This window comes from Parahaliea mediterranea (assembly GCF_017255185.1).
GTDB lineage: Bacteria > Pseudomonadota > Gammaproteobacteria > Pseudomonadales > Halieaceae > JAFKCZ01.
Window position 1 is genome coordinate 77,106 of the sequence record NZ_JAFKCZ010000012.1, and the last position, 24,244, is coordinate 101,349.

Here is a 24,244-nt window from a genome sequence, read left to right on the forward strand (position 1 = left end):
CCTATTTCAGCTTTTCATCGGCGCCCGGCACAGGGGCGCCCGGCTCAGGGGCGCCCGGCACAGGGGCGCCCGGCATAGGGGCGCCCGGCACAGGGGTATCGCGCCCGGTGTTGCGGACCGCGCGGCCGGGCAGCACCGCCGTGTCCAGCTGACCATCGTCAACCAGGGGCACACCGCCCACCAGCACGTAGTCAAAGCCGGAGGAGGTTTGCGCGGGTTCGGCATAGGTCGCGTTATCGGTGACCGTGTCGAGGTCAAACACCACGATATCGGCATCCGCCCCGGCCTGTATCCGCCCCTTGCGGCGCATCTGGGGTACACCGTCCTGCAAAATGCGCGCGGGACCATAACTCACCCGCTCGATGGCCTCAAGCAGCGACAGCTTGCCTTCTTCTCGCACATAGTGCCGCAGGAAGCGCGAATAGGCGCCGGCACTGCGCGGATGGCTTCGGGCCTCGGCCGGTGCGGGCCAGGCGCTATCGGGGGCCGGCCGGCCATTGATCATCCAGCCCATGGCGTCGGAAGCGATCACGCCCCCGGGGAACAACACCGCCTGGTCGAGATAGGCCCGATCCTCGGCGTGATCGGTCTCCAGGAAGTGAATCACGGCCTCTTTGCCGGGATTGTCACGCTGGAGACGCTCCAACTCCTGTTCGGTAAGGCGCTTGCCATCCACTTCGAAGCTGGCCGCGCTGGCCCCGCCAACGCGCTCCCGCCAGAAAGGCCCGCGGAACATGGCCGCACCGATGCCGGTAGAGCCCGCGCCATAGGGATAGGCTTCGGTGCTGACCCGCAAACCGCGTTCACGCGCGCCGCGGATCAGGCCGCCGATGGCGTCGATCTCGCGCAGGCTGGTGGAATTCAAGTGCACGATATGTGCGTGAACCCCGGTGCCCGCCGCCGCTGCCACGATCTCGGCCACCCCTTCGAAGGAGCTGCCCGGCTCGATCATCGACAGGTACCGGGCGTGGGTGTAGGTGGGCACGCCGTAACGGGCGGCGAGCTCGGATACCCGGTAGTATTCCTCGCGACCGCTGTCCGGGGCGTAGCCCAGCAGCACGCCGACGCCCAGGCCGCCTTCCTCCAAACCCTCTTCCACCATGGAGAGGATATCGCCGAGCTGCTGCTCGTCGGCCTGTTCCCGCTGCCACTTCGGCACATGAAAATACTTGAAGAACCAGCCGGCGTTCGCCTCGGGCTGGGTATCGAGGAATACCGCGATACGCGCGTAGGCCCAGTTGACCGAAACACCGTAATTGATGGGACGCCCTTCCTCCCCGGCCCGCGCATAGAAGTCGGCGATCGGCAACGAGCCGCCCTCGAGGTCGAGGGCGGTGGTAACGCCGTCCATCGCCTGCATCCGCCCGGCGAGTATGGACTGCCCGTGAGCGTGCATATCAATAAAGCCCGGCGCCACGACGCGCCCGCTGGCATCGATCACGCGATCGGCCTCCAGCGGATCGGTGGTCACGGCGACAATGCGCCCGTCCTCGATGCCGACGTTGCGCGCCGCGTCCAGGCCGCTCTCTGGGTCAACCACCCGTCCGCCGACAATGGCGATATCGAGCGCCGCCAGGGCCACGGGCGCCAGCATCGATGCAGCGGCCGCCATCGCTAGCCGCGGGAGTGTTCTGGTGAGTACCGGTTTAAGCATTTATGGTTATCTCTCCGTCTGCTTTTTCTGTGTTATCGGTGTGTTGGCGGCACGCCCCCGGTGAATCGCGGCCGCCGGCGGAGCGCCTTCCGCCCGCCCTCGACAACAGCCCGCCGAAGTGTGCGCCACAATGCCCGCAAACCGCTTTCACACGACCGGCCACTGCTCCAACACCCAGGTTTTCTGATTGTTCGAACACATTAATACAGCCTTATTTTATTTACAATATATTTTTGGCTGCCTTATATATTTTTTTGGCTGCTATATTTAGACTCTCTTATGCCTTTAATCATTGAACAAGCGTTACTATTGGTATAAGAACAGCGTTGAACTTGCTGGAGATCGCACCATGACGGAGAAAAGAACCAAAAAGGACGAAGCGGCGGAAGCCACGGAACGGGTGATGGACGCCATCGTCACCCAGGCGCTGGCTCCCAGCCAGAAAGTGTCGGAGAACATTCTCAGCGACATGTTCGGCTTCAGCCGCACCCTGGCCAGGAACCTGATCGAGCGCCTGACCGCCAAGCATTTCCTGACCCCGCTGTCGCCCCGGGTGACGGTGGTGGCGCCGCTGACCCTGCTGGAGATCAAGCAGAACTTCACCCTGCGCAAAGTGTTGCTGCCGGCGACCTTTTCCCTGGCGGCGGCCAACCTCGATTACGACAAGCTGAAAGTGCTGAACCGCAAAATCCAGAAAATGCAGCCTGTCCGCGATGACGCCACCGCCCTGGAGGTGCTGAAAAAGAACAAGGAGCTCAACCTTACCCTGTGCGCGCAGGCGGGCTACCCGCTAATGCTGGACTGGGCCCAACAGCTGGAGGATACGGCGATGCGCATCTACTGGCTCTATGTCAAAACGCGCGGCCACTTCCCCTACTCCAGCGACCAACAGGGCATGATCCTCGATGTAATGAAAAGCGACGAGTCCAGCAAGATCCAGGCGGCCATTCTGTCCACCCTGTCGCAGACCGAGGAGCGGATTCTGAACGCCATCTTTACCCATGAGCAGTTCTACAACCAGGACCTTACTGTGTAGTGCGCATCCGGAAACCCCGCCGCCCGCCAATTCCGTCTTTCCCACGCAAGCGGCGGCGCCAATGCCCCCCGAAGCATCGGCAACTCAGTAACACACCAGGGTCAGGCTGAGATCCAGCCAGGCCCAGGCCACCTGCCAATGACCGCTACCGTTCCCCGCCGCCAGCTCCATCGCCCAGGCCGGCAGGTCGAGCCAGATTGCGATATCCATTACTACCAGCATTCCCTTGCCCCCCGCGGGGTCGTCGTTGTTATCGGGCAAACTCCCGCCGTACCCGCGCAATGGCGCGGATCGGCGCACTATCAATAGATGTGTGGCTTAAGTGTTGCGGGTGCGGCCCACCCGGACTGCGCAGTGACCCCGGCGTCCACGATTGCGGACATGCGCCGCAAACGTGGCTTGAAAAAGCCCATTGGGCTTTTTCAACGCCCTGTTAAAGCCGGGAGAACTCCTTGTTCAGCTGGTACTGCCGCGAGGTCACGTAGGACTCCATGTCCTCCACCCGCTGCACCGCCGCGTTGAGCCGCTCGCGGGCGCGCTGCAGGCGCACGCTGGAGGGCTCGGAATACTGGAAGACCTTGCGCGGCCGGTAGTGGTGATGCCGTTCGTCGTACTCCATCTCCAGGTTCGGGTCGTCCAGGGGGTCGTCGATGTAGGGGTCGGCGTCGCCGGCGCGCCGGGTGGGCCGCGGCGCCAGCAGTATCCAGGCGCCGATGTAGGCCCACAGGGCGAGGGTGCCGGTGAACAGAAAAGCGCCCACCCACAATAGCCGCACCACCCAGTGGGCGACGTCCCAGTGATCGGCGAGCCCGGCGGCCACGCCGGCGATCTTGCCCTGGCGGGTGTTGCGGTAGAGGTTCATGCCCCAACCGCTCTTTTTCCGCGAGCGGATGCTGCGGCGGCAGCGACGGGTCCCGTCCATGAAACGCTCGTCGTGCCCGCGGCTATGCCTGCGCTCTTGTCTGCGATAGTGCCTGTGACCCATGACTTACTCCTCGCGCCGCGATTCGCGGCTCATCTTCGCGCGCCAGTCCGGGTGCTCCGCATCCAGGATCGCTTCCAGCGCGCCAATTCTCTCGGTCAGCTTGTCCACCGTTTCGAGCATCTGCTCCACCGACTCGCGGTCATCCTCGCTCAGGCCGCGGGACGAACGGTTCACGCTGCGGTAGTGCATGGTGATCCAGATCGGCGCCACGATCACCATGAACAGGATGGTCGGGACAAACATGAATTGCAGAAATTCCATTTTTTACTTCCTTGGGCAGCCGGTCGCTCGGGCCATGCTGCCACCGTCGTGGTGAATCGCCAAGCGGGTTCAGTCCTTGCCGCCCTGCCCCGCCGGGTCGCCACCAAGCTCCTTCTTCAGGCGCTGCAACTCCTCGTTGATGCGCTCATCCTCCTCCAGGGCGTTGATTTCCGCCGCCAGGTCCGGGGGCACGTCGCGGCCGATGTCCATGGACTCCAGCTGACTCTCCAGGTTGTCCATGCGGCGCTCGAAGTGCTCGAAGCGGGTGAAGGCGTTGTCGAGGGCGTCGCGCTGCATCTGGCGCTTGACCTTGATGCGCGACTCCACGGTCTGGCTGCGCATGATCATCGCCTTCTGCTTGGCCTTGGCGTCACCCAGCTTCTGCTGCAACTGCGCCACCTCCTCGCCGAGTTGCTCAATATGCTCGTCGAGGGCGACGAGCTCGGCCTCGACCACCGCCACCTCCTCCTCGATGGCGCGTTTCTCCAGCAGCGCGGCGCGGGCCAGGTCCTCGCGCCCCTTGCTCACCGCCAACTTGGCTTTCTGTTCCCAGCCCTCGGCCTCGGCCCGCACCTGCTCCAGGCGGCGGGCGGCGGCCTTGCGGTCGGCCAGCACCCGGGCGGAGGAGCTGCGCACCTCCACCAGGGTGTCCTCCATCTCCTGGATGATCAGGCGGATCATCTTCTGCGGGTCCTCGGCGGAGTCCAGCAGGGAGTTGATGTTGGAATTGATGATGTCGCTCATGCGGGAAAAAATACCCATGGTTCTACTCCTTTAAACGCGATAGTCGCGAATGCAATCCGCCGTGTTGTCATTGATCCTGTCGCCGGCCGCACGACCCAGCCAGTACACCAGCTCCACCACGCAGGCTATCTGAACCAGGGTCCAGAGGGCGGCCTGCCAGCCGACAAACACGCCCGCCGTGCTGCACACCAGCAGCAGCGCCGTGTAAATCAGAAACCGTTCTTCGATGCCGTTCATGCTTCCTGCTCCCTTCCTGTGGCGTTTCATACACCGGGTTCTGTGCCCTGATGGCACGACACTTCTTCCATTACAGAATTCGTGCCAGAATTAGTTTTTTCTTTTATTTCAAAGGGTTATAAAAACTCCACTCGAATCTCAGGTCAACTCCAAGGCTATACCAGGCATTTTTAACTCCAATAAGGCTATATTGACCTTTAAATAGAGGCTATATTTACCTATATGCGACACCCCGAGAGCATCATCGGCAATTCCGCCGCCCTCGCCCAGGCCCTCGAGCACGTCTCGCGCCTGGCGCCGATCAACCGGCCGGTGCTGGTGCTGGGCGCACGGGGCACCGGCAAGGAACTGATCGCCGAGCGCCTGCACTTCCTGTCACCGCGCTGGGACTCGCCGCTGCTCAAGGTCAACTGCGCCGCCATGGCGGAGTCGCTGCTCGAATCGGAACTGTTCGGCCACGAACCCGGGGCCTTTACCGGCGCCACCCGCGGCCACCGGGGCCGCTTCGAGCGCGCCGACGGCGGCACCCTGTTCCTCGACGAGCTGGGTACCATGTCGCCGCGCCTGCAGGAGAAACTGCTGCGCCTGGTCGAGTACGGCGAATTCGAGCGCCTCGGGGGGCAGGACACCCTGCGGGTGGACGTGCGCGTGGTGGCGGCGACCAACGCCGACCTGAGACAGCTCGCCGAGCGCGGCGAATTTCGCCACGACCTGCTGGACCGCCTCAGCTTCGACGTCATTCACCTGCCCGCGCTCAGGCACCGGCGGGAGGACATTCCCCTGCTGGCGGAGCACTTCGCCATGCAGATGTGCCCGGAGCTCGGCTGGGAGTTTTTTCCCGGCTTCGGGGACGATGCCATGGCGACCCTCATCGACTACCCCTGGCCGGGCAACATCCGCGAACTGAAAAACGCGGTGGAGCGCTCCCTGCACCGCTGGGGCGCGGCGGACGCGCCGGTCGCCGAAGTGGTGGTCGACCCCTTTGTCTCGCCCTTTGAACCGGCCGGCGACGCACCGCCGCCGGCCGAACCGGAGGCGCCCCGCGACGACGGAACAGCGGCGGATTTCACCGCGCGCCTGACGGGTTTCGAAAAGCGCCTGCTGGAGGAAGCCCTGGCGGAAAACGGGCATAATCAGCGCCGGACGGCCGAGGCCCTGGGTTTGAGTTACGACCAGCTGCGCGGCCTGATACGCAAACACCGACTGGGCGGCCGGCGCCGCCGGAGCCGATCATGAGCAAGACCCCGGCGCAGCGCTGCATCGACGCCCTCCCCCCCGCTATCGACGCCCTCGGCGGCGAGGACTTCTGCCCCGCGCTGCTGGCGCTGATCGACGCGGCGGCCCCCTTCGATAGCGGGGTGATCATGGGCTACCCAGACAGCGGTGAACTGCTGGTGGTGCACAACGCCCTCCACGCCGGCGACCAGCCGGGCTTCGGCGGCGCCTACCGCGACGGCCTGTGGCTGCTCTCCCCCCTCTACCTGAGCGCCAAGGCCGGGGTGCGCGGCTTCTTCCACATCCTCGATATCGCGCCGGACAATTTCCGCGACAGCGAGTACTACGCCCTTTACTACAGCAACAACGGCGTGCTCGACCACACCAGCTTCCTGGTGGAGACCGGCGACGGCACTCCCCTGGCCATCTCCCTGGAGCGCACGCCCGCCATGCCGCCCTTCTCGTCGCGGGACAAAGCCGCGCTGCGCGCGCTGGCGGCCACGGTCGCCGCGCTGGCGCGCCGCCACTGGCCGGGCGGCCTCGCCGCCGGAGCCAGCCAGCAGGGCGGCCTGCACCGGCAGGTACAGCAGGTCCTTCAGGCCTTCGGCAGCAGCCTGCTGACCCCCCGCGAGCGCGACGTGGTGCAGCTGATCCTGCGCGGCTACCCGTCCAAATCCGTGGCCCGCGAATTGGGCATCAGCGCCCAGACCGAGCAGGTCCACCGCAAGAACATCTACCAGAAGCTGGGCCTGTCTTCCCACAACCAGCTGTTCTCCCTGTTTTTCGACGCCCTGGCGCAGCCGCTGCGCCCGGGGGTCGACCCCCTGGTCGCGATCAACACCACTACCTGACTTCAGGTATAGCCGCCCCACCCCCGGGCGCACTATGCTAGCTTGATAACAAAGCCACTCCGATCTAGAAGGATACGAACATGAAGCTTTCACTGTCCGACCCCTCCCTGTTGAAAACCCAGGCCTATATCGACGGCCAGTGGGTTGACGCCGACAGCGGCGACACCTTCGCGGTGAACAACCCCGCCACCGGCGAGGAGATCGCGCAGGTCGCCAAAACCGGCGCCGCGGAAACCGCGCGCGCCATCGCCGCCGCCGACCGCGCGATGGCAGCGTGGAAACAGCAGCCCGCCAAGGCGCGGGCGCAGATCCTGCGCAAGTGGTTCGACCTGATGATGGCCGCCCAGGAGGACCTGGCCATTATCATGACCGCGGAACAGGGCAAGGTACTGGCCGAATCCCGCGGCGAGGTGGCCTACGGCGCCGCCTTTGTCGAATGGTTCGGCGAGGAAGCCAAGCGCATCGATGGCGACGTCATTCCCGGCCCCACCGCCGACCGGCGCATCGTCTGCATCAAGCAGCCAGTGGGCGTGGTCGCGGCCATCACCCCCTGGAATTTCCCCAACGCAATGATCGCGCGCAAGGCCGCGCCGGCACTGGCGGCGGGCTGCAGCATAGTGATCAAGCCCGCCAGCGAGACGCCCCTGTCGGCCTTCGCCATGGCGGAACTGGCCCATCGCGCCGGCGTACCCGCCGGGGTGATCAATGTGCTCGCGGGCAGCTCCTCCGCGATCGGCGGCGAGATGACCTCCAATCCCATCGTGCGCAAGCTGACCTTCACCGGCTCCACGCCGGTGGGCAAGCAGCTGGAAGCCCAGTGCGCGGCCACCATGAAAAAGACCTCCATGGAGCTAGGCGGCAACGCGCCCTTTATCGTCTTCGACGACGCCGACCTCGACGCCGCGGTTCAGGGCGCGGTGGCCTCCAAGTACCGCAACGCCGGCCAGACCTGCGTCTGCTCCAACCGCCTGCTCGTGCAGGATGGCATTTACGACGCCTTCGTGGAAAAACTGGTGAAGGCCACCGCGGCATTGACTGTTGGCGACGGCCTCAAGGACGGCATCGCCGTCGGCCCGCTGGTCAACGCCAAGGCGGTCGCCGACGTGGACGGACTGGTGCAGGCCTCGGTGTCCTCGGGGGCACAGGTCGCCCTGGGCGGCGCGCCCCACGAACTGGGTGGCTGCTTTTACCAGCCGACCGTACTGACGGAAGTCAGCTCCGAAATGGCGGTATTTCGCAACGAGATTTTCGGCCCGGTGGCGCCAGTGGTGCGCTTTGCCACCGAGGAGGACGCGATCCGCATGGCCAACGATACCGAGTTCGGCCTGGCCTCCTATTTCTACACCCGGGATATCGGCCGCGTGTGGCGCGTGGCCGAGGCGCTGGAGTACGGCATCGTCGGCATCAACGAGGGCATCATCTCCAACGAAATGGCGCCCTTCGGCGGCGTCAAGGAGTCCGGTAGCGGCCGCGAGGGTTCCAAGTACGGCATCGACGACTACGTGGAAATCAAATACATGCTGATGGGCGGACTGGACCGCTAGCCAGCCCCCCAACGAAGGAGTAGACATGAGCGATTTCAATCTCGACAACTGGTGGCAACCCTTTACCAACGTGCGGGCCTTCCGCGACAACCCGCGGATCTTCACCCGCGCCGAGGGCAGCTTCCTGTACAAGGAGGACGGCCAGGAAGTCCTCGACATCACCGCGGGCCTGTGGTGTTGCAACATCGGCCACGGCCGCCGGGAAGTCGCCGACGCCGTGCACAAGCAACTCATGGAACTGGACTACGCCCCGCCCTTCCAGTTCGGCACGCCCCCGGCCTTCCAGTTCGCCGAGCGCATCGCCGGGCACCTGCCCGAGGGCATCAACCGGGTGTTTTTCACCAACTCGGGTTCCGAGGCGGTGGACACCGCGCTGAAGATCGCCCACCTGTACCAGTTCGCCCGGGGCAAGGGCGGCAAGAGCCGCTTCATTTCCCGCGAGCAGGGCTATCACGGCGTGAACGTCGGCGGCACCTCGGTGCAGGGCCTGCCCAACAATCGGCACGGCTTCCCCTTGCTGCAGGAAGTGGATTTCCTCCCGGGCATGCTCGACATCGCGCGCAACGCCTTCAGCCGCGGCTGCCCGGAGCACGGCACCGAACGCATGGCGCAGGCCTTTGAACAGATCGTGGCCATGCGCGGCGCCGACAGCATCTGCGCGCTGATTATCGAGCCTGTCTCCGGCGCCGGCGGCATGGTGCCGCCGCCGGTGGGTTACCTGCAAAAAGCCCGGGAGCTTTGCGACCAGCACGATATCCTGTTGATCTTCGACGAGGTCATTACCGGCTTCGGCCGCACCGGCTCGGCCTTCGCGGCCACCGAATTTGGCGTCACGCCGGATATCATGACCAGCGCCAAGGCGATCAACGGCGGCACCGTGCCGATGGGCGGCGTGTTCGTGAAGGACGAAATCCAGCAGGCGATCTTCGACAGCGCCCCGGCGGGTGTGCCGGAGTTCTTCCACGGCAACACCTATGCCGGCACCCCGGTGGCAGCGGCGGCCGGCCTGGCGTCCATGGATATCTACGAGCGCGAGGGCCTGTTTACCTGCGCCGGCGGCGCCAAGGGCGAGCACTGGGCCGACACCCTGCACGCCATGCGCGACCTGCCCCAGGTGATCGACGTGCGCAACTACGGCCTGCTCGGCGCGGTGAGTTTCGACAGCGGCGACCTGCCCGCCAAGTCCCTGGGGCCGAAAATCCACCAGCGCTGCTACGACAACGGCGTGCTGTGCCGCGCGGTGGGCGACCACATGGTCATGTCGCCGCCCCTGTCGATCAGCGAGGGCGAGATCGACCTGTTCGCGGAGCGCTTCCGCAAGAGTGTGAACGAAGTGCTGGGCTAACCGCCCCCCTTCCTTGCTAGCTCCAGCCACCGCCGAGAGCCCGGTACAGCGCCACCAGCTGTAGCAGGCTCTCGGTTTCCGCCCGGGCGAGCTGGTCCTCGGCCCGGCGCAACTCGCGCTCGGCATCGAGCACGTCGAGAAAGCCCGTCACGCCCTCCTCATAGCGACGCCTGGCCAGCCGCACCACCCGCGCGCTGGTATCGCTGGCCCGGTCCAGTTCGGCGCGGGCGTTCAGCGATTCACTGTAGCGCAGCAATGCGGTCTCCACCTCGGCCAGTGCCTGCAATACCACCTGCTCGTAGCGCAGCGCCGCTTCACTGTTGCGCGCCTCGGCCACCTGGATATCGGCGCGCAGCGCGCCGCCGGCGAACACCGGCCAGTCCAGCCCCACGCCCAGGCCGTAGGTTTCGCTGGCGCTGCCGAGCCAGTTGTCGCTGTGACTGCTTGCGCGACCCAGTCCGGCGGTCAGGGAGAAACGCGGAAACAGCGCGGCGGTGGCCACGCCAATATCGGCGGTGGCGGCGGCGAGGGCGCGCTCGGCGGCCATCACATCGGGCCGGCGCTGCAGTACCTCCGACGGCAGGCCCGCGGGAATGCGCCGCGGCGGCAGCGCCGGCGGCGCGCTGGAGAACAGGCTGTTCGCCACCTCTCCCGGCGTGCGCGCCAATAGCACCGCCAGGCGATTGGCGAGCGCACCCCGCTGGCCGCGCAGTTCCGGCAGTTGGGCGCGTGTGCGCTGCAGCTGCGCCCGGGCGCGATCGAGATCGAACTCGCTGACCAAGCCGGCGCCCAGCTGCCGTTCCACCAATTCGACGGTGGAGCGCTGCAGGGCGATGTTGTCGGCGGTGATCGCCAGGCGGCGCTGCAAGCCGCGCAGCTCGAAGTAGGCGGCGGCCACCTCGGCGGACACCATCAACCCGGTGCCCCGCGCCAGCGCCGCGCTCTGTTCCACCCGGGCGTCGGCGGCCTCGACCTGGCGGCGGGTATGGCCGAAGAGGTCCAGCTCCCAGGCCAGGTCCAGCCCCATGCGATAGCCGTGTTGATTCAACGACTGCCCCGGGATAAAAGCCACCGGGTCGGGGCCGTTGCCGCTGAAGCGTTGACGACGGGCACCGGCGCCGAGATCGGCGGAGGGATAGGCGCCACCCGCGGTGGACGCGCGGATCGCGCGGGCCTGTTGCACGCGCAGTGCCGCCATCCGCAGGTCGTGATTGGCCTCCAGCGCGCGCTGCACCAGCGCGTCGAGCTGCGGGTCGCCGAAGGCGCGCCACCATTGCGCGTCCTCAAGGTCCGCGGACCGGGCCGCGGCCCCCTGCCACTGCCCGGGGGCATCGATAGACGGCGGCTGGTACCGCGGCCCGACGGCACAGCCGGCCAACAGCGCGCCCGCCAACAGCGTTGCCGCGCAACGGGAGCCGACTCGCCGCCTGTCGGCGCCTGGTTTCCTACATGTCCTATTCACCTCAGTGAGCTCCTGCGGTTAGCAACTGCCGGGGGCGCTTCAGCAATGGCACCAGTAATAGCGCCAGGGCAAAACAGAGCCCCATCAGTGTGTGTACGTCATTGAACGTCATCACCAGGGCCTCGCGATGGGCCAGCTGGCGCGCCATTTCCAACACAACCCCACCCTGCGCCGTGGGGTCGCCGCCCAGCGCCTGGCCGACGCGCTGGCCAAAGGCCTGGTATTCCGGCCGCGCGGGATCGAGCCAATCACCCAGCCTCGCGAAATGCAGATCGAAGCGGCCGTCCAGCAGGGTATTGATCGCCGCCAGCCCCAGCGCGCCGCCCATGTTGCGCGCCAGGTTGTACAGGCCGCTGGCATTGCTCAGCTGCTCCGGCGCCAGGGTGGCCAGGGCCACCTTGTTGAGCGTCACAATCATTGTGACCAGGCCCATTCCCCGCAGCGCCTGCGGCCAGAACAAAGCGTCGCGCGCCGAATCGGCACTGAAGGAACCCGCGCCCAGCAGGCCGATGCCCGCCAGCAGGATGCCGACGAAGAGTACGGCCCGCGTCCCCACCCGCTCGGCGAGCTTGCCCGCCACCGGAGCGGTGATAAACATGAAGATCCCCATGACGCTCATCACCATGCCAATCTGGTAGGCGTTGAACCCCTGCACCCGCGACAGATAGAGGGGCGTGATATACACGCCGCCAAACAGGCCGAGTCCCAGCACGCCGGCTAGCAGGCAACCCAGGGCGAAGTTGCGGTTGGCGAATATCCGCAAGTCGACAATCGGCCGGTAATAGCTGAAGCAGCGCCACAGGAACAGCGCGCCCGCCAGCAGGCTGATCGCCGACCACAGGGTGATCACCGGCTCGTCGAACCAGTCGTCGCGGGGGCCCTCGTCGAGCACGAATTCCAGGCCGCCGAGAAACAGCGCCATCAGCACCAGGCCGAGGCTGTCGAAGCCGCGGGCCAGGGAGGGATCGCCGCGATCGAAGTCCGGCATCGACGACACCAGCAGGATCACCACCAGGCCCGGCACCACGTTGATCAGGAACAGCCAGTGCCAGGACAGGGACTCGGTGATAAAACCGCCGAGGGTGGGGCCCACCGCCGGCGCCAGGGTCACGATCATCCCCACCGCCACGCTCGCCGCCGGCTGGCGCGCGGCGGGAAAGACCAGGTAGACCGAAGCGAACACGCAGGGGATCATGCCGCCGCCGATAAAGCCCTGGATCGCGCGCATGACGATCAGTGACTCCAGCGACCAGGCGAAGGCGCAGGCCAGGCTGGCGAGGGTGAAGCCCGCGGCGGAGAGCACAAACAGGCGCCGGCTGCCCCACATCCGCGCCAGGTAGCCGGACAGGGGGATCATGATCACCTCGGCGATCAGGTAGGCGGTCTGGATCCAGCTGATCTCGTCGGGGCTGGCCGCGAGACCGGCCTGGATTTCCGACAGCGAACTGGCGACGATCTGGATATCGAGGATGGCCAGGAACATCCCCACCACCATCGCCACCCAGCCCACCAGCAAGGGCGTCGACATGCCGGCGGCGGCTTCAGCGCCGCCAGCGGACGCGGGTGCGGTCGCGCTCACTACCGGCCGCCGGCCTGGGCGAGCCGCCCGGCGAGCGGGCTTTGCGCCTCCCGCGTATCCACCGAGGCCACGACCGACATGCCCGGGCGCAGTCGTCCGACCAGCGCGCTATCCGCCGAAATGCGTATGCGCACCGGAATCCTTTGCACGATCTTGGTGAAATTGCCGGTGGCGTTCTCCGGCGGCAACAGGCTGAAGCGCGAACCCGCGGCGGGTGAAAAACTTTCGACAACCCCCTCCACCTCGGTGCCGCCGTAGGCGTCCACCGCCAGCGTCACGGGCTGGCCGACAGCGATCCCGGCCAGCTGGGTTTCCTTGAAATTCGCGGTTACGTGCACCGCCCCGAGAGGCACCACGGTCAGTACCTGAACCCCCGGCTGCAGGTATTGCCCGACCTCCACATGCTTGTTACCCACCACGCCATCCATCGGCGCCTTTATCACGGTGTTGTCGAGGTCGATACGCGCCAGCTCCAGGTTGGCCCGGGCCTCCGCCAGGGTCGCCTCGATCTCCACGCGCCGCGCCCGCATCACCGCCAGGCGCTGGCGCTCGGCGCCGAGCTTGGCGCGTGTCGCATCGACCCCCGCCGCGGCCTGGCTCGCCTGGGCAATGGCGCTGTCCAGTTGCTGGCGACTGGCGGCGCGGGCGTCGACGAGGTCCGCGTAGCGCTGGCTGTCGCTGTTGGCCCGCCGCTGCTCGGCCACGGCGCTGGCCTCGTCCGCCTCCGCCTGGCGAATAAGCGAGTGCTGCAGATCGATCTCGCTCTCCAGGGTGGCCAGGGCCGCGCGACGGGACGACAACACCGCCGCCGCCCGATCCAGGCGCGCGCGGTAGTCGCCGTCCTCGATGCGCAGCAGCGCCTGGCCGGCCTCCACGGCGGTGTTTTCCGCCACCAGCACCGCCGCCACATAACCCGCGATCCGCGGCGCGACGACCGACATATCGGCCTCCACGTAGGCATTGTCGGTGGTTTCGATAAAGCGGCTGAACATCAGCCAGTACACGGCGAAGCCGGCGCCGGCCAGCGCCAGCACGAGCGCCAGCAGCACGAGTTTCAGCCTGGCGGAATCGGTAGTCATTGCATCGCACTCCCTGTCGGCGACCTTTTGGTACCGACTGGTACCAATTGCGCCGAAGATGGTATTGTATAGTACCGTACCTGGTCAAGAACCTTTGTTACCATTCACTCATCCCGTCGATGTGCCAACATCCACAAAACGAGAACAGGAGTAACTGCATGCCTAAATCTGCCGGGGCCGCGATCAGTCGCCAGGAAGACATCATCGGGGCCCCCACTCGCCGGGGCGCCCAGCGACGCAAGGCCGTGCTGGAGGCCGCGCTGGACCTGTTCCTGCAAGACGGGTTTGCGGCGACTTCACTGGACAGGGTCATTGAACGGGCCGGGGGGTCGCGCCGCACGATCTACCAGACTTTCGGCGGCAAGGAGGGCCTGCTGCGCGCCGCGGTTTCCGAGGCCTGCCGGGACATGTTCGAGTCCCTCCCCAGCCCGGAACAACTCCTGCGGGAATCGCCCGAGCAGGCCCTGCGCCTGGTCGGCGGGCAATTCCTGGAAAGGTTGATCTCCCCGCGACGCATGGCGCTGCTGCGTCTGGTCATCGCCGAGTCCACGCACTGCCCGGAACTGGGCCGGACTTTCATGGCCTCGGGACCGGAGCGCACCTACGACTTGATGCTGCAGTATTTCCGCGCCGCCATCGACGCCGGCCAACTCACGCTTTCGGACCCGGAAATCAGCGCGCGCCAATTCCTGGAGCTGGCCAAGGGCGACCTGCACTTCCGCGCCCTGTTCCACAACGAGGTGGCGGACAGGGAAACACAACAGCGCTACGTCGAGGCGGCGGTGTCGGCATTCCTGGAGGGGGCAAGAACGGACTGCTGACGGACGCCCGCTGTCCTGTCAGTGGGCTTTTACCCGTTCCTTGCCGCAGCGACTGCAACGATAGCGAGTCACCAGCTTGCCCTGCCTGACGTCGAACTGCTTCTCCTTGTCCACCACCCATTTGTGGTGGCCGTGGCGACAGAGGGTACCGCCCTTATTCCTGGACGCCGGGGAAGGTTTGCGAAAAGGCAGGATATCGGCCATGGTCCACCCGTCAGGCTATTTGAGTCCAGGGCATTGTAGCAGTGCGGCCGGCCCGGGGATCGCTATTGCTCGACCCAGCGCGCCAATTGCTCGACCGCGTCGGTAACGCGCGCGCAATGCCGCGTCACGAAGGCGTCATCGACGGCTTCCCCGACAGCCGCCTCCAGCGCCCCCGCGCCGTCAAAGTCAACGATCGCCAGCCGCATTGACAACTCCCCCGGCGGCCGTCCGAAGCACTGGCCGGGCAGCACCGCGACGCCGGTATCCTCCAGCAGCGTTTGGCAGAGCGCCGCGCCATCGACGATGCCCCGGGCTTCCAGGCGCGGCCGGTGCCGCTCGAAATGGGGAAAGAGGTAAAATCCGCCGGCGGCGCGATTCACCGTCGCCCCCGCGGCGGTCAAAGTGCGCCTGGCATGCGAAGACAGCGCGCCGAGTACCCGCCGGCTATGCGCCAGGTAATCGCGCATCTCGGGCCGCTCCTCCAGCGCGGTAACCGCGGCGTACTGAATCGGCGCGGCGGTGGAGGTAAAGGTCTCGCTGGCGACCGCCGCCATGGCCTTTGCCAGCCAGGACAGGCCCTCGGGAAAAACCAGGAAGCCCAGGCGCCAGCCGCCGGCGCCACACCACTTGCTGAGGCCGTTGCTGATTATCGTGCCCTCCGGATAGTAGCGGGCCAGGGATACGTGCTGGTTCGTGTAATGCGTACCGCTGTAGATCTCGTCGGACAGCACCAACACGCGGTATTTGCGCAACACCGCTGTCAGGGCCTGCAATTGCGCCGCGTCGTAGCAATGTCCGGTGGGATTGCCCGGCGAGTTCAATATCAGTAAGCGGGGGCGATTGGGGTCCCGCGCGCACAATTCCTCCAGCGCGTCGGGCTCCACCCCCAGGCCCGCTTCCGGCCGCGTTCGCAGCCAGTGGATGTGGCGCCCGATAATACGCGCCTGCGGCGCGTAGGAAACCCAGGACGGCGAGGGGATCACCAGGTCGCCGTAGTACACCAGCTGCATCAGGAACATCAGTTCCTTGGTGCCGGGGCCCACCAGGACGTTGTCCGCCGCGTAGTCCAGGCCCTCGGTGCGCTTGACCCAGGCGACCACCGCCTCGCGCAGGGCCTGCAGGCCCATGACCGGCAGGTAGTCCTTCTGGTGGGCGTTGCGCGCCAGGCTGTCTCGCACATGCTCCGGCACCGGAAACGGCGACTGCCCGAGACCGAGGCGATATACCCGCCGGCCCTGGGCGAGCAACCGCCGGGAGTGTTCGTTGATAGCCAGGGTGGCCGAATGGCCCATGCCCCGGACATTGAGATTGAGGTAGACCTCGGGGGAGCGCTGTTCAGTCATGGCGATGTCGAGTGCGCGAATGAATGCCTGCCAAGGACTGCAGGAACCCTATGCAGTCTTCGGCTGCCTCAAGGGATTGTAGACGCTCAGAGCAAGGTGCGCTCCAGCGCCTTCTGCCAGCTGGCGAAACGCTGGCGCCGCCGGTGGGGCGTCATTTTCACCCGGAATTCCTGCTCGGCCTCCCAGATCTTGCGGATCTCGCCCACGCCGCTCCACAGGCCCACGCCGAGCCCCGCCAGGTAGCTGGCGCCGGCCACGGTGGTTTCGATCACCCGCGGCCGGATCAACTTGCGCCCCAGCACGTCCGCCTGGATCTGCATCAGCAGGTCGTTGGCGGCGGCGCCGCCGTCCACCCGCAGGGGCTTCATGCGCTTGCCGAGGTCGCGTTCCATGGCCATCAGGATATCGGCGTTTTGCAGCGCCATGGCGTCGAGGGTCGCGCGGGCGATATGCCCGCGCCCGCTGCCGCGGGTCAGGCCGCAGAGCATGCCGCGGGCCTCCGGCGCCCAGTGTGGCGCGCCGAGCCCGGTCAGGGCCGGTACAAACTCGACACCGCCGTGGTCCTCGACCTGGCGGGCGAGGGTTTCCACCTCGCCGGCGCGCTTGATGATCTGCAACCCGTCACGCAGCCACTGCACGGCGGCGCCGCAGACAAAGGCGCCGCCCTCGAGGGCGTAGACCGGCTTGCCGGTCTCGCCCAGCTGCCAGGCCAGGGTGGTCAGAAGATTGGAGCGGGAATACAGCAGCTCGCCGCCGGTGTTCATGACAATAAAGGAGCCGGTGCCGAAAGTGCACTTGGCGTCGCCCGGGGTGAAGCAGGCCTGGCCGAACAGCGCCGCCTGCTGGTCCCCGGCGATACCGGCGATGGGAATGCCGTCGGGCAGGCCCTTCACGCCCCTGGTGTGCGCGAGCACGCCACTGGAGGGCACGATGCGCGGGAGAATGTCCGCGGGCACCTCGAACAGCTCCAGCAGTTCGCTGTCCCAGCCCAGGCTGCCCAGGTTCATCAACGAAGTGCGGGAGGCGTTGGAGACATCGCTGACGTGGGCCCCGCCGCCACTCAACTGCCACACCAGGTAACTGTCGACGGTACCGCCGAGCACCTTTCCCGCCTTCAGCTTGCGCCCCACCCCGCGGGTGTTGCGCAGCAGCCAGCGGAACTTGCTGGCGGAAAAATAGGGGTCCAGCAACAAACCGGATTTGCGCCGGACCATTTTTTCATGCCCGGCGGACTTCAATGCTTCGCAAAAGTCGGTGGTGCGCCGGCACTGCCAGACCACGGCATTGTTGAGGGCCTCGCCAGAATCGCGGTCCCACAGCATGGCGGTCTCGCGCTGATTGGTGATGCCGATCGCGGCGATATCAGAGGGCCGGCACAGGCGCTTGCGCAGCACCGCGCGGATGCCCTTGCGCACCGACGCCCAGATATCCGCCGGGCGATGTTCCACCCAGCCCGGCTGCGGGTAATGCTGCGTAAACTCGTGGTTAACGCTGGCCCGCAGCCGGCCACCGGCATCCATCAGGGCGACCGTGCTACCGGTCGTACCCTGATCGATGGCGAGGATGAAGTCCCCCATATCAGGCGGCGTAACCCTCTACCGCCTTGATCTCCAGGAAGTCGGTGAAGCCGTGATGGCCCCACTCGCGACCGTTGCCGGACTGCTTGTAGCCGCCGAAGGGCACGTTGAAGCCGCCGGAGGCACCGTTGATGTGGACATTGCCGGCGCGGATGCGCGAGGCTACCTGGCGCGCGTGATCGATATCGCCGCTCTGCACATAGCCCGCCAGACCGTAGGGGGTATCGTTGGCGATACGGATGGCCTCCTCCTCGCTGTCGTAGGGAATGAGCACCAGCACCGGGCCGAAGATCTCCTCCCGGGCGATGGTCATCTCGTTGTTGACGCCGGAGAATACCGTCGGCTTGACGAAGTAGCCTTTTTCCAGGCCCTCCGGCCGGCCGGTACCGCCCACCACCAGCTTGGCGCCCTCGTCGATGCCCTTCTGGATCAGGTCCTGGATCTTGTTGAACTGCAACTCGGAGACCACCGGGCCCATGGTGGTCTCGTCGCTGGCGGGATTGCCGACCACGACCTTCTCGGTCGCCGCGCGGGCGATGGCTTCGGCCTGCTCCAGCTTGGCCCGGGGCACCAGCATGCGCGAGGGCGCGTTGCAGGACTGGCCGGTGTTCACGTACATGTGCATGACACCCTGGGTCACCGCTTTCTCCAGGTCGGCATCGTCGAGCACGATATTGGGGGACTTACCGCCCAGCTCCTGGGCAACCCGCTTCACCGTGGGCGCCGCGTTCTGGGCCACCAGGGTGCCGGCGCGGGTGGAACCGGTAAAGGACATCATGTCCACGCCGGGATGCTTGCTCAGCGCGGTGCCGACCCCGGGGCCGTCGCCGTTGACCATGTTGAACACGCCAGCCGGCACGCCGGCCTCTTCAATGATCTGGGTCCAGACATAGGCGGACAGCGGCGCCACTTCGCTCGGTTTCAGGATCATCGTGCAACCCACCGCCAGCGCGGGGGCCACCTTGCAGCCGATCTGGTTCACCGGCCAGTTCCAGGGGGTGATCAGGCCGCACACGCCGATGGGCTCCTTGAACACGCGATGCTGGCCGAGGTCCTCCTCGAACTCGAAGTTCTTGAGCACCCGGGCCGCCTCTTTCAGGTGGCCCAGCCCGGTGCCGGCCTGGGCGGTTACCGCGAGGGATTTGGGCGCGCCCATCTCCTCGCTGATCGCCGCGGCGATGTCATTGAAACGCTTCTGGTACACCGCGACGCAGGCCTCCAGCAGTTCCACCCGCTGCTGGCGCGGGCTGTAGCCGTAACTTTCAAAGGCCCTGCGGGCCGCGGCCACGGCCTTGTCAACATCCGCCTCGGAGCCGATGCTGATCACCGCGCAGGTCTCTTCCGTCGCCGGGTTGATCACTTCGAGGGTCTTCGGGGTAACCGGATCGACCCACTGGCCATCGATGTAAAACTGCGTGTACTGGTGCATGCTGAATTCTCCGTGTACTGGAATGAAAGGCGGTAAGTGTAGCACCCAATAGATGTGTGAGTACCACCCCTTGGGGTTATCGACGCCGCGCCCGGCGATACGCCAGCGGCGACATCCCCGTCCACTGTTTGAACGCGCGGCTGAAGGCGGGTTCCGTCATTGCCAGCGCGCGCGCCACCTCGCCCACCGCGCAGCTATCTTCCAGCAACAGCGTCTCCGCGCGCTCGCGCCGGTACTGTTCGCGCAGGCGCCGGAAGCTGTTGCCCTCGCGCTTGAGCTGCCGGTGCAGGGTGCGGCTGCTCACATGCCAGCTGCGGGCCAACTCGTCCAGGTTGAGCGCGGCGGAATGTTCCGCCAGGGCACGCAGCACCCGCGCGCTGACACTGCCGTCAAAAATCTGCTTGATAAACCACTCGTCCGGCAGGACTTGCAGGTAGCGTCGCAGGTCATGGCGGGAGCGGATCACCGGCGCCTCCAGCCAGGCGGCGTCGACGGTAATGGCGCTGATCGGCCTGCGGTACCGTAACTGACCGGGAAACATCAGGCGGTACTCGCCGCGGTGGGGCGGTGGCTCAAAGGCGAAATCGGTCAGGCGCAGGGGCATGCGCTCGCCCACCAGCCAGTTGCAGAATCGATGCAACACCAGCAGCATGAACTCCTCCAACAGGTGTTCCCGATCCCGTTCCGGCTCGACCAGGCGCAGGGCCAGCTGGCAGTGGGGCGACTCACTGAGCTGCCAGCGCAGGGCCGGCGAGGTCAGGTTGAAAAAGCGCACCGAATAGCGCAGCGCCTCCCCCAGGGTCGCGCTGTCGACCATTTGCCGGGCCATCAGCGCAAAGGTGCCAAAGCGGTGAGCCCCGGCGCCGAGCCCCATCAGCTCGTCGTCCAGCTCCCGCCACACCGTGCGCATCAGCGCGCCCAGCTGCACCGGGCTGATGCGCACCCGGTCCTCCTCCAGCAAACGCCGGTTGAGGCGCACCGCCCCCAGCAGCCGCTCTTCCGGCACCCCCAGTTCGGCGGCGCGCAGGGTCAGGACCCGGGCGAAGTGGGTGGCGATACCGGGGCGTCGCAGGTCGGCGAGAACTGTCATCTAGGGGTAATTTCTCCTGGCAGCGGGGGTTTGTCCGGCGATATTGCGCAGTGATTAACCACACGCTGTCGTGTAGGATTAAGTTTTGGCGGTTTGCGTCATTGTAACCGGATCGGCTTTTGCGCACACTTCGGCCTCCCCCGACAGTCGATCCGGATGGAGAGTCCCCCGATGAACAACGAAGAACTGACCCTGTTTCGCGACATGGCCCGGCGGGCCTTCGAGCAGGAAATCGCCCCCCACTTCGAAGCCTGGGAAGAAGCGCACAAAGTGCCCCGGGAGATGTGGAACACCCTGGGCGCCGCCGGACTGCTGTGCCCCGACGCGGACGAGGCCTATGGCGGCGCGGGCACCACGCCCCACGTCACCCTGGCCCTGATCGAGGAACTCTCGCGCATGGGCTTCGGCGGTGTCGCCACCGGCGTGGGCATCCACTCCAATATCGTGGCGCCCTACATTAGCCGCCACGGCACCGAGGAGCAGAAGCAACAGTGGCTGACCAAAATGGTCAGCGGCGAGGCGGTGGGCGCGCTGGCCATGACCGAGCCCGGCGCCGGCTCCGACGTACAGGGCATCCGCACCAACGCCGTGCGCGATGGCGACGAGTGGGTCATCAACGGCTCCAAGATTTTCATCACCAACGGCATCCACGCCGACGTGGTGATCGTGGCGGCCATCACCGACCCCGGCAAGGGCGCCAAGGGCACCTCCCTGTTCCTGGTGGACGCCAGCCTGCCCGGTTTCGAGAAGAGCAAGAAGATCGAGAAGATCGGCCAGCACACCTCCGACACCGCGCAGCTGTTTTTCCAGGACGTGCGCGTACCCGCGAGCGCCCTGCTGGGCGAGGAGAACAAGGGCTTCGTCATCATGATGGAGGAACTGCCCCGGGAGCGCCTGGGGATCGCCGCCCAGGCGATTGCCGCCGCCGAGGGGGCGCTGGAACACACCATTGAATACGTCAAGGAGCGCAAGGCCTTCGGCCAGGCGGTGAGCAGCTTCCAGAACACCCGCTTCAAACTCGCCGACGTGCGCACCGAAATCGCCCTCAACCGCGCGCTCTACGAGCAGTGCGCCGACGAGTACGCCCGCGGCGAACTCACCGCGGACAAGGCCGCCATGCTCAAGCTGGCGTCCTGCGAGATGCAGTGCAGGACCATCGACGAGTGCCTGCAACTGTTCGGCGGCTACGGCTACACCACCGAGTACCCGATCTCGCGCTACTACACCGATGCGCGCATCCAGCGTATCTACGGCGGCACCTCCGAGATCATGCGCGAGCTGGTGGCGCGCTCGATCCTGGGCCGCTAAACCTTCCGGGCCGGGGATTTCCCGGCCCTCCCGCCCTTTCACCAAGCCGCCTGTTCCGGCCGGCTAGGCCAGATCGCCAACCAGCCCCAGGTAGACCAGCGCGGTAAAACCGAGTGTGACCGTGGCGCAGGACAGCAGCGTGGTCAGCACGATGATGTTGGCCGCCAGCGTGCCATTGCCGCGCGCGGCCACCACCATGACGAAACTGGCCGCGGCCACCGGCGCGCTGAGCAACAGGAAAATCACCCCCAGGGGGCGCCCCTCCACCCCCAGGGCGAGGGCGATCGGCACCGCCATCGCCGGCGCCACGCACAGGCGCCAGGCAGTGGCCTCCCAGGTGAGCGGCCCGAGGCGGTGCAGGGTGTTGAGCTGAATGGAGCCGCCGATGGCGACCAGGGTCAGGGGCAGGAAGTAACTCGACAGCATGTCCCCCGCCAGGGGCACCACGGCAGGCAGTTCGTCGACCGCCAAGGCCACGGCGACGCCGAGGGCGATGCCGATCAGCAGCGGATTGCGCGCCATGCCGCCGAGCAGACCCGCGATCGACCGGCTGCCCCCCAGGTTGACGTTGAGCACCCACACCGCGAGCACGTTGTACAGGGCGGTCATCACCGCCACCGGCAGGGCCGCCAGCACCAGGCCCGCCTCGCCGTAGGCGGCGTGACACAGGGCGATGCCGACAATGGCCAGGTTGGAGCGGAAGGCGGCCTGCACGAACACGCCGGTATCCGGCCTGGTGAAACCGCGCCAATGGCAATAGGCCCAGCTCGCCAGCAGCGACACGAAGGTCGCCACCACGCCCGCCAGCAGGTAGCGCGCCCCCGCCAGTCGCGAATAGTCCACCGCCGCCGCGCTGCAGAACAGCAGCACCGGCAGCCCGGCGTTGAAGGCCAGTCGCGACACCGCGTCGATGTGCCGCTGGCGCAGCGCGCCCAGGCGGCGCAACACCACCCCCAGCAGCACCCACCCGAAGGTGGGGCCACTGACGGACAGGGAGGTCAGTATCAGGTCGAGTGGGTCAGCGGACGGCAAAATGCAAAACGGTCACGGGTAAAACGACCATTATGCCAGCTCTTGCAGAGTCTCGCCGAGCGCGCCCAGCAGGGCGTCGATTTCCGCTTTTTCGATGACAAAGGGCAGGCCCAGCTGGATGGTGTCGCCGCCGTAGCGCACGTAGAAGCCCTTGTCCCACATTTTCATCGCCACCTCGAAGGGGCGGCGGGCGGGCTCGCCCGGGTAGGGCTGCAACTGCAGCGCGCCGGCAAAGCCGAAATTGCGGATATCGCTCACGTGGGGCACGCCCTGCAAGGCATGCAGCGCCGCCTCGAAGTGCGGCGCCAGCTCCGCGACCCGGGCCGGCAGGCGCTCCCGCTCCAGGATGTCCAGCGCGGCGATGCCCGCGGCGCAGGCCACCGGGTGGGCGGAATAGGTGTAGCCGTGCGGAAACTCGAGCATGTAGTCCGGCCCGCCCTGGGCCATGAAGGTCTGGTAGATCTCCGTCCGTGCAATCACCGCGCCCATCGGTACGGCGCCGTTGGTGAGCTGCTTGGCGACGTTCATGATATCCGGCACCACGCCGAAGGCCTCGGCGCCGAACAGGGTCCCGCAGCGACCAAAACCGGTGATCACCTCGTCGAAGATCAGCAGGATGTCGTGGGCGTCACAGATGTCCCGCAGCCGCTGCAGATAGCCCGCTGGCGGCGGGATCACCCCGGCGGAGCCCGCCATCGGTTCCACGATGACGGCGGCGATATTGGAGGCGTCGTGCAGCGCGATCAACTCCAGCAACTCGTCCGCCAGCTGCCAGCCGTTGGTGGGCATGCCGCGGGTAAAGGCGTTCTCCGGCAACAGGGTGTGCGACAGGTGATCGGCGTCCACCCCCTGGCCGAACAGCTTGCGGTTGGCGCCGATGCCCCCCACTGAAATACCGCCGAAATTGACCCCGTGGTAACCCTTGGCGCGACCGATCAGCTTGGTCTTGGCCGGCTGCCCCTTCAGGCGCCAGTAGGCCCGCGCCATCTTCAACGCGGTGTCGGCGCACTCGGAACCCGAGTTGGTGAAGAAAACGTAGTCGAGATCCTCCGGGGTCAGGTCCTTGATGCGGTTGGCCAGCTCGAAGGAGCGCGGGTGACCGAACTGGAAGGCCGGGGCGTAATCCAGGGTCCGCAATTGCTGGTGCACCGCCTCGGCGATCTCCGGCCGGTTGTGTCCCGCCCCGCTGCACCACAGGCCCGACAGGCCATCGAGCACCCGGCGTCCGCGATCGTCGATAAAGTAGCAGCCCTCGGCCCCGGTGATGATTCGCGGGTCCGCCTTGAACTGGCGGTTGCCGGTGTAGGGCATCCAGTGCGCTTCCAGTTGCGCGGGGCTCAGGCGTTGGGTATCTGGCATGTGGGTCATGACCTGCTCGTACGTTGCTGACAATCGGGCAAGTCTAGCCCGCGCCCATTGTTTCAAAGATCAATAATTAGCTACACTAA

Annotated in this window: 23 protein-coding genes; 7 read left to right on the plus strand and 16 right to left on the minus strand. The window is 66.3% G+C overall.

Annotated features, from left to right (window positions below; all coding sequences use genetic code 11):
• Window position 1 precedes the first annotated feature (1 nt).
• Window positions 2–1,654 carry an amidohydrolase family protein gene (locus JYP50_RS16045; protein ID WP_206561567.1) on the minus strand — a complete coding sequence of 551 codons (1,653 nt, stop codon included), beginning with the start codon at window positions 1,652–1,654 and terminating at the stop codon, window positions 2–4.
• 349 nt (window positions 1,655–2,003) lie between these two features.
• Here JYP50_RS16045 and JYP50_RS16050 point away from each other — a divergent pair, with 349 nt between their 5' ends.
• The gene (locus JYP50_RS16050) at window positions 2,004–2,690 is read left to right on the plus strand and encodes a GntR family transcriptional regulator (protein WP_206561568.1); all 687 of its coding nucleotides are present in this window, start codon (window positions 2,004–2,006) and stop codon (window positions 2,688–2,690) included.
• 84 nt (window positions 2,691–2,774) lie between these two features.
• Here JYP50_RS16050 and JYP50_RS16055 read toward each other — a convergent pair whose 3' ends face one another.
• The 5 genes from JYP50_RS16055 to JYP50_RS16075 form a co-directional block, all read right to left on the minus strand.
• Complete coding sequence (locus tag JYP50_RS16055) at window positions 2,775–2,951, minus strand: hypothetical protein (RefSeq protein ID WP_206561569.1); 177 nt, start codon at window positions 2,949–2,951, stop codon at window positions 2,775–2,777.
• Window positions 2,952–3,123: 172 nt separating this feature from the next.
• On the minus strand, window positions 3,124–3,612 hold the full coding sequence (locus JYP50_RS16060) for a PspC domain-containing protein (protein ID WP_206561570.1): 489 nt from the start codon (window positions 3,610–3,612) through the stop codon (window positions 3,124–3,126).
• Window positions 3,613–3,678: 66 nt separating this feature from the next.
• Window positions 3,679–3,936 carry an envelope stress response membrane protein PspB gene (gene pspB, locus JYP50_RS16065; protein ID WP_206561571.1) on the minus strand — a complete coding sequence of 86 codons (258 nt, stop codon included), beginning with the start codon at window positions 3,934–3,936 and terminating at the stop codon, window positions 3,679–3,681.
• A 69-nt stretch (window positions 3,937–4,005) separates the two neighbouring features.
• Window positions 4,006–4,698, minus strand: coding sequence for a phage shock protein PspA (pspA, locus tag JYP50_RS16070; RefSeq protein ID WP_206561572.1), 693 nt, complete (start codon window positions 4,696–4,698; stop codon window positions 4,006–4,008).
• 12 nt (window positions 4,699–4,710) lie between these two features.
• Window positions 4,711–4,917, minus strand: coding sequence for a hypothetical protein (locus JYP50_RS16075; protein ID WP_206561573.1), 207 nt, complete (start codon window positions 4,915–4,917; stop codon window positions 4,711–4,713).
• 222 nt (window positions 4,918–5,139) lie between these two features.
• Between JYP50_RS16075 and pspF the strand changes: the two genes are divergently transcribed.
• The 4 genes from pspF to JYP50_RS16095 all read left to right on the plus strand — a co-directional run bounded on the left by pspF (window position 5,140) and on the right by JYP50_RS16095 (window position 9,872).
• A complete protein-coding gene (gene pspF / locus JYP50_RS16080; RefSeq protein WP_206561574.1) occupies window positions 5,140–6,153 on the plus strand; it encodes a phage shock protein operon transcriptional activator in 1,014 nt (337 codons plus the stop codon).
• Window positions 6,150–6,983, plus strand: coding sequence for a LuxR C-terminal-related transcriptional regulator (locus JYP50_RS16085; RefSeq protein WP_206561575.1), 834 nt, complete (start codon window positions 6,150–6,152; stop codon window positions 6,981–6,983). Before pspF ends, JYP50_RS16085 begins: the two co-directional genes overlap by 4 nt.
• An 80-nt stretch (window positions 6,984–7,063) precedes the next feature.
• Window positions 7,064–8,527 carry a succinate-semialdehyde dehydrogenase gene (locus tag JYP50_RS16090; protein WP_206561576.1) on the plus strand — a complete coding sequence of 488 codons (1,464 nt, stop codon included), beginning with the start codon at window positions 7,064–7,066 and terminating at the stop codon, window positions 8,525–8,527.
• Window positions 8,528–8,552: 25 nt separating this feature from the next.
• Window positions 8,553–9,872, plus strand: a complete 1,320-nt coding sequence (locus JYP50_RS16095; protein WP_206561577.1) for an aminotransferase class III-fold pyridoxal phosphate-dependent enzyme — start codon at window positions 8,553–8,555, stop codon at window positions 9,870–9,872.
• 16 nt (window positions 9,873–9,888) lie between these two features.
• Here JYP50_RS16095 and JYP50_RS16100 read toward each other — a convergent pair whose 3' ends face one another.
• The 3 genes from JYP50_RS16100 to JYP50_RS16110 are packed head-to-tail and all read right to left on the minus strand — an operon-like array spanning window position 9,889 to window position 13,992.
• Window positions 9,889–11,334: an efflux transporter outer membrane subunit gene (locus tag JYP50_RS16100; RefSeq protein WP_206561578.1), complete on the minus strand. Its 1,446-nt coding sequence runs from the start codon at window positions 11,332–11,334 to the stop codon at window positions 9,889–9,891.
• A 1-nt stretch (window position 11,335) separates the two neighbouring features.
• Complete coding sequence (locus tag JYP50_RS16105; RefSeq protein ID WP_206561579.1) at window positions 11,336–12,913, minus strand: DHA2 family efflux MFS transporter permease subunit; 1,578 nt, start codon at window positions 12,911–12,913, stop codon at window positions 11,336–11,338.
• Window positions 12,913–13,992: an HlyD family secretion protein gene (locus tag JYP50_RS16110; protein ID WP_206561580.1), complete on the minus strand. Its 1,080-nt coding sequence runs from the start codon at window positions 13,990–13,992 to the stop codon at window positions 12,913–12,915. Before JYP50_RS16110 ends, JYP50_RS16105 begins: the two co-directional genes overlap by 1 nt.
• Before the next feature lie 158 nt (window positions 13,993–14,150).
• Here JYP50_RS16110 and JYP50_RS16115 point away from each other — a divergent pair, with 158 nt between their 5' ends.
• Window positions 14,151–14,813: a TetR/AcrR family transcriptional regulator gene (locus tag JYP50_RS16115; RefSeq protein ID WP_206561581.1), complete on the plus strand. Its 663-nt coding sequence runs from the start codon at window positions 14,151–14,153 to the stop codon at window positions 14,811–14,813.
• An 18-nt stretch (window positions 14,814–14,831) separates the two neighbouring features.
• Here JYP50_RS16115 and JYP50_RS16120 read toward each other — a convergent pair whose 3' ends face one another.
• From JYP50_RS16120 to JYP50_RS16140, 5 genes are all read right to left on the minus strand, one after another.
• Window positions 14,832–15,017: a hypothetical protein gene (locus JYP50_RS16120; RefSeq protein ID WP_206561582.1), complete on the minus strand. Its 186-nt coding sequence runs from the start codon at window positions 15,015–15,017 to the stop codon at window positions 14,832–14,834.
• Window positions 15,018–15,079: 62 nt separating this feature from the next.
• Window positions 15,080–16,360, minus strand: a complete 1,281-nt coding sequence (locus JYP50_RS16125) for a pyridoxal phosphate-dependent aminotransferase (protein WP_206561583.1) — start codon at window positions 16,358–16,360, stop codon at window positions 15,080–15,082.
• Window positions 16,361–16,446: 86 nt separating this feature from the next.
• A complete protein-coding gene (glpK, locus tag JYP50_RS16130; protein WP_206561584.1) occupies window positions 16,447–17,937 on the minus strand; it encodes a glycerol kinase GlpK in 1,491 nt (496 codons plus the stop codon).
• A 1-nt stretch (window position 17,938) separates the two neighbouring features.
• Window positions 17,939–19,366 carry an aldehyde dehydrogenase family protein gene (locus tag JYP50_RS16135; protein WP_206561585.1) on the minus strand — a complete coding sequence of 476 codons (1,428 nt, stop codon included), beginning with the start codon at window positions 19,364–19,366 and terminating at the stop codon, window positions 17,939–17,941.
• Between the two features lie 76 nt (window positions 19,367–19,442).
• The gene (locus JYP50_RS16140; RefSeq protein ID WP_206561586.1) at window positions 19,443–20,456 is read right to left on the minus strand and encodes an AraC family transcriptional regulator; all 1,014 of its coding nucleotides are present in this window, start codon (window positions 20,454–20,456) and stop codon (window positions 19,443–19,445) included.
• Between the two features lie 171 nt (window positions 20,457–20,627).
• On the opposite strand from JYP50_RS16140, the gene JYP50_RS16145 reads away from it, so the two are divergent.
• Complete coding sequence (locus tag JYP50_RS16145; RefSeq protein ID WP_206561587.1) at window positions 20,628–21,764, plus strand: acyl-CoA dehydrogenase family protein; 1,137 nt, start codon at window positions 20,628–20,630, stop codon at window positions 21,762–21,764.
• Window positions 21,765–21,827: 63 nt separating this feature from the next.
• Here the strand turns inward: JYP50_RS16145 and JYP50_RS16150 are convergent, their stop codons facing one another.
• Together JYP50_RS16150 and JYP50_RS16155 are read right to left on the minus strand one after the other, a co-directional pair.
• Complete coding sequence (locus tag JYP50_RS16150; protein ID WP_241263213.1) at window positions 21,828–22,796, minus strand: AEC family transporter; 969 nt, start codon at window positions 22,794–22,796, stop codon at window positions 21,828–21,830.
• 30 nt (window positions 22,797–22,826) lie between these two features.
• Window positions 22,827–24,155, minus strand: coding sequence for an aspartate aminotransferase family protein (locus JYP50_RS16155; protein WP_431311305.1), 1,329 nt, complete (start codon window positions 24,153–24,155; stop codon window positions 22,827–22,829).
• Between the last annotated feature and the right edge of the window lie 89 nt (window positions 24,156–24,244).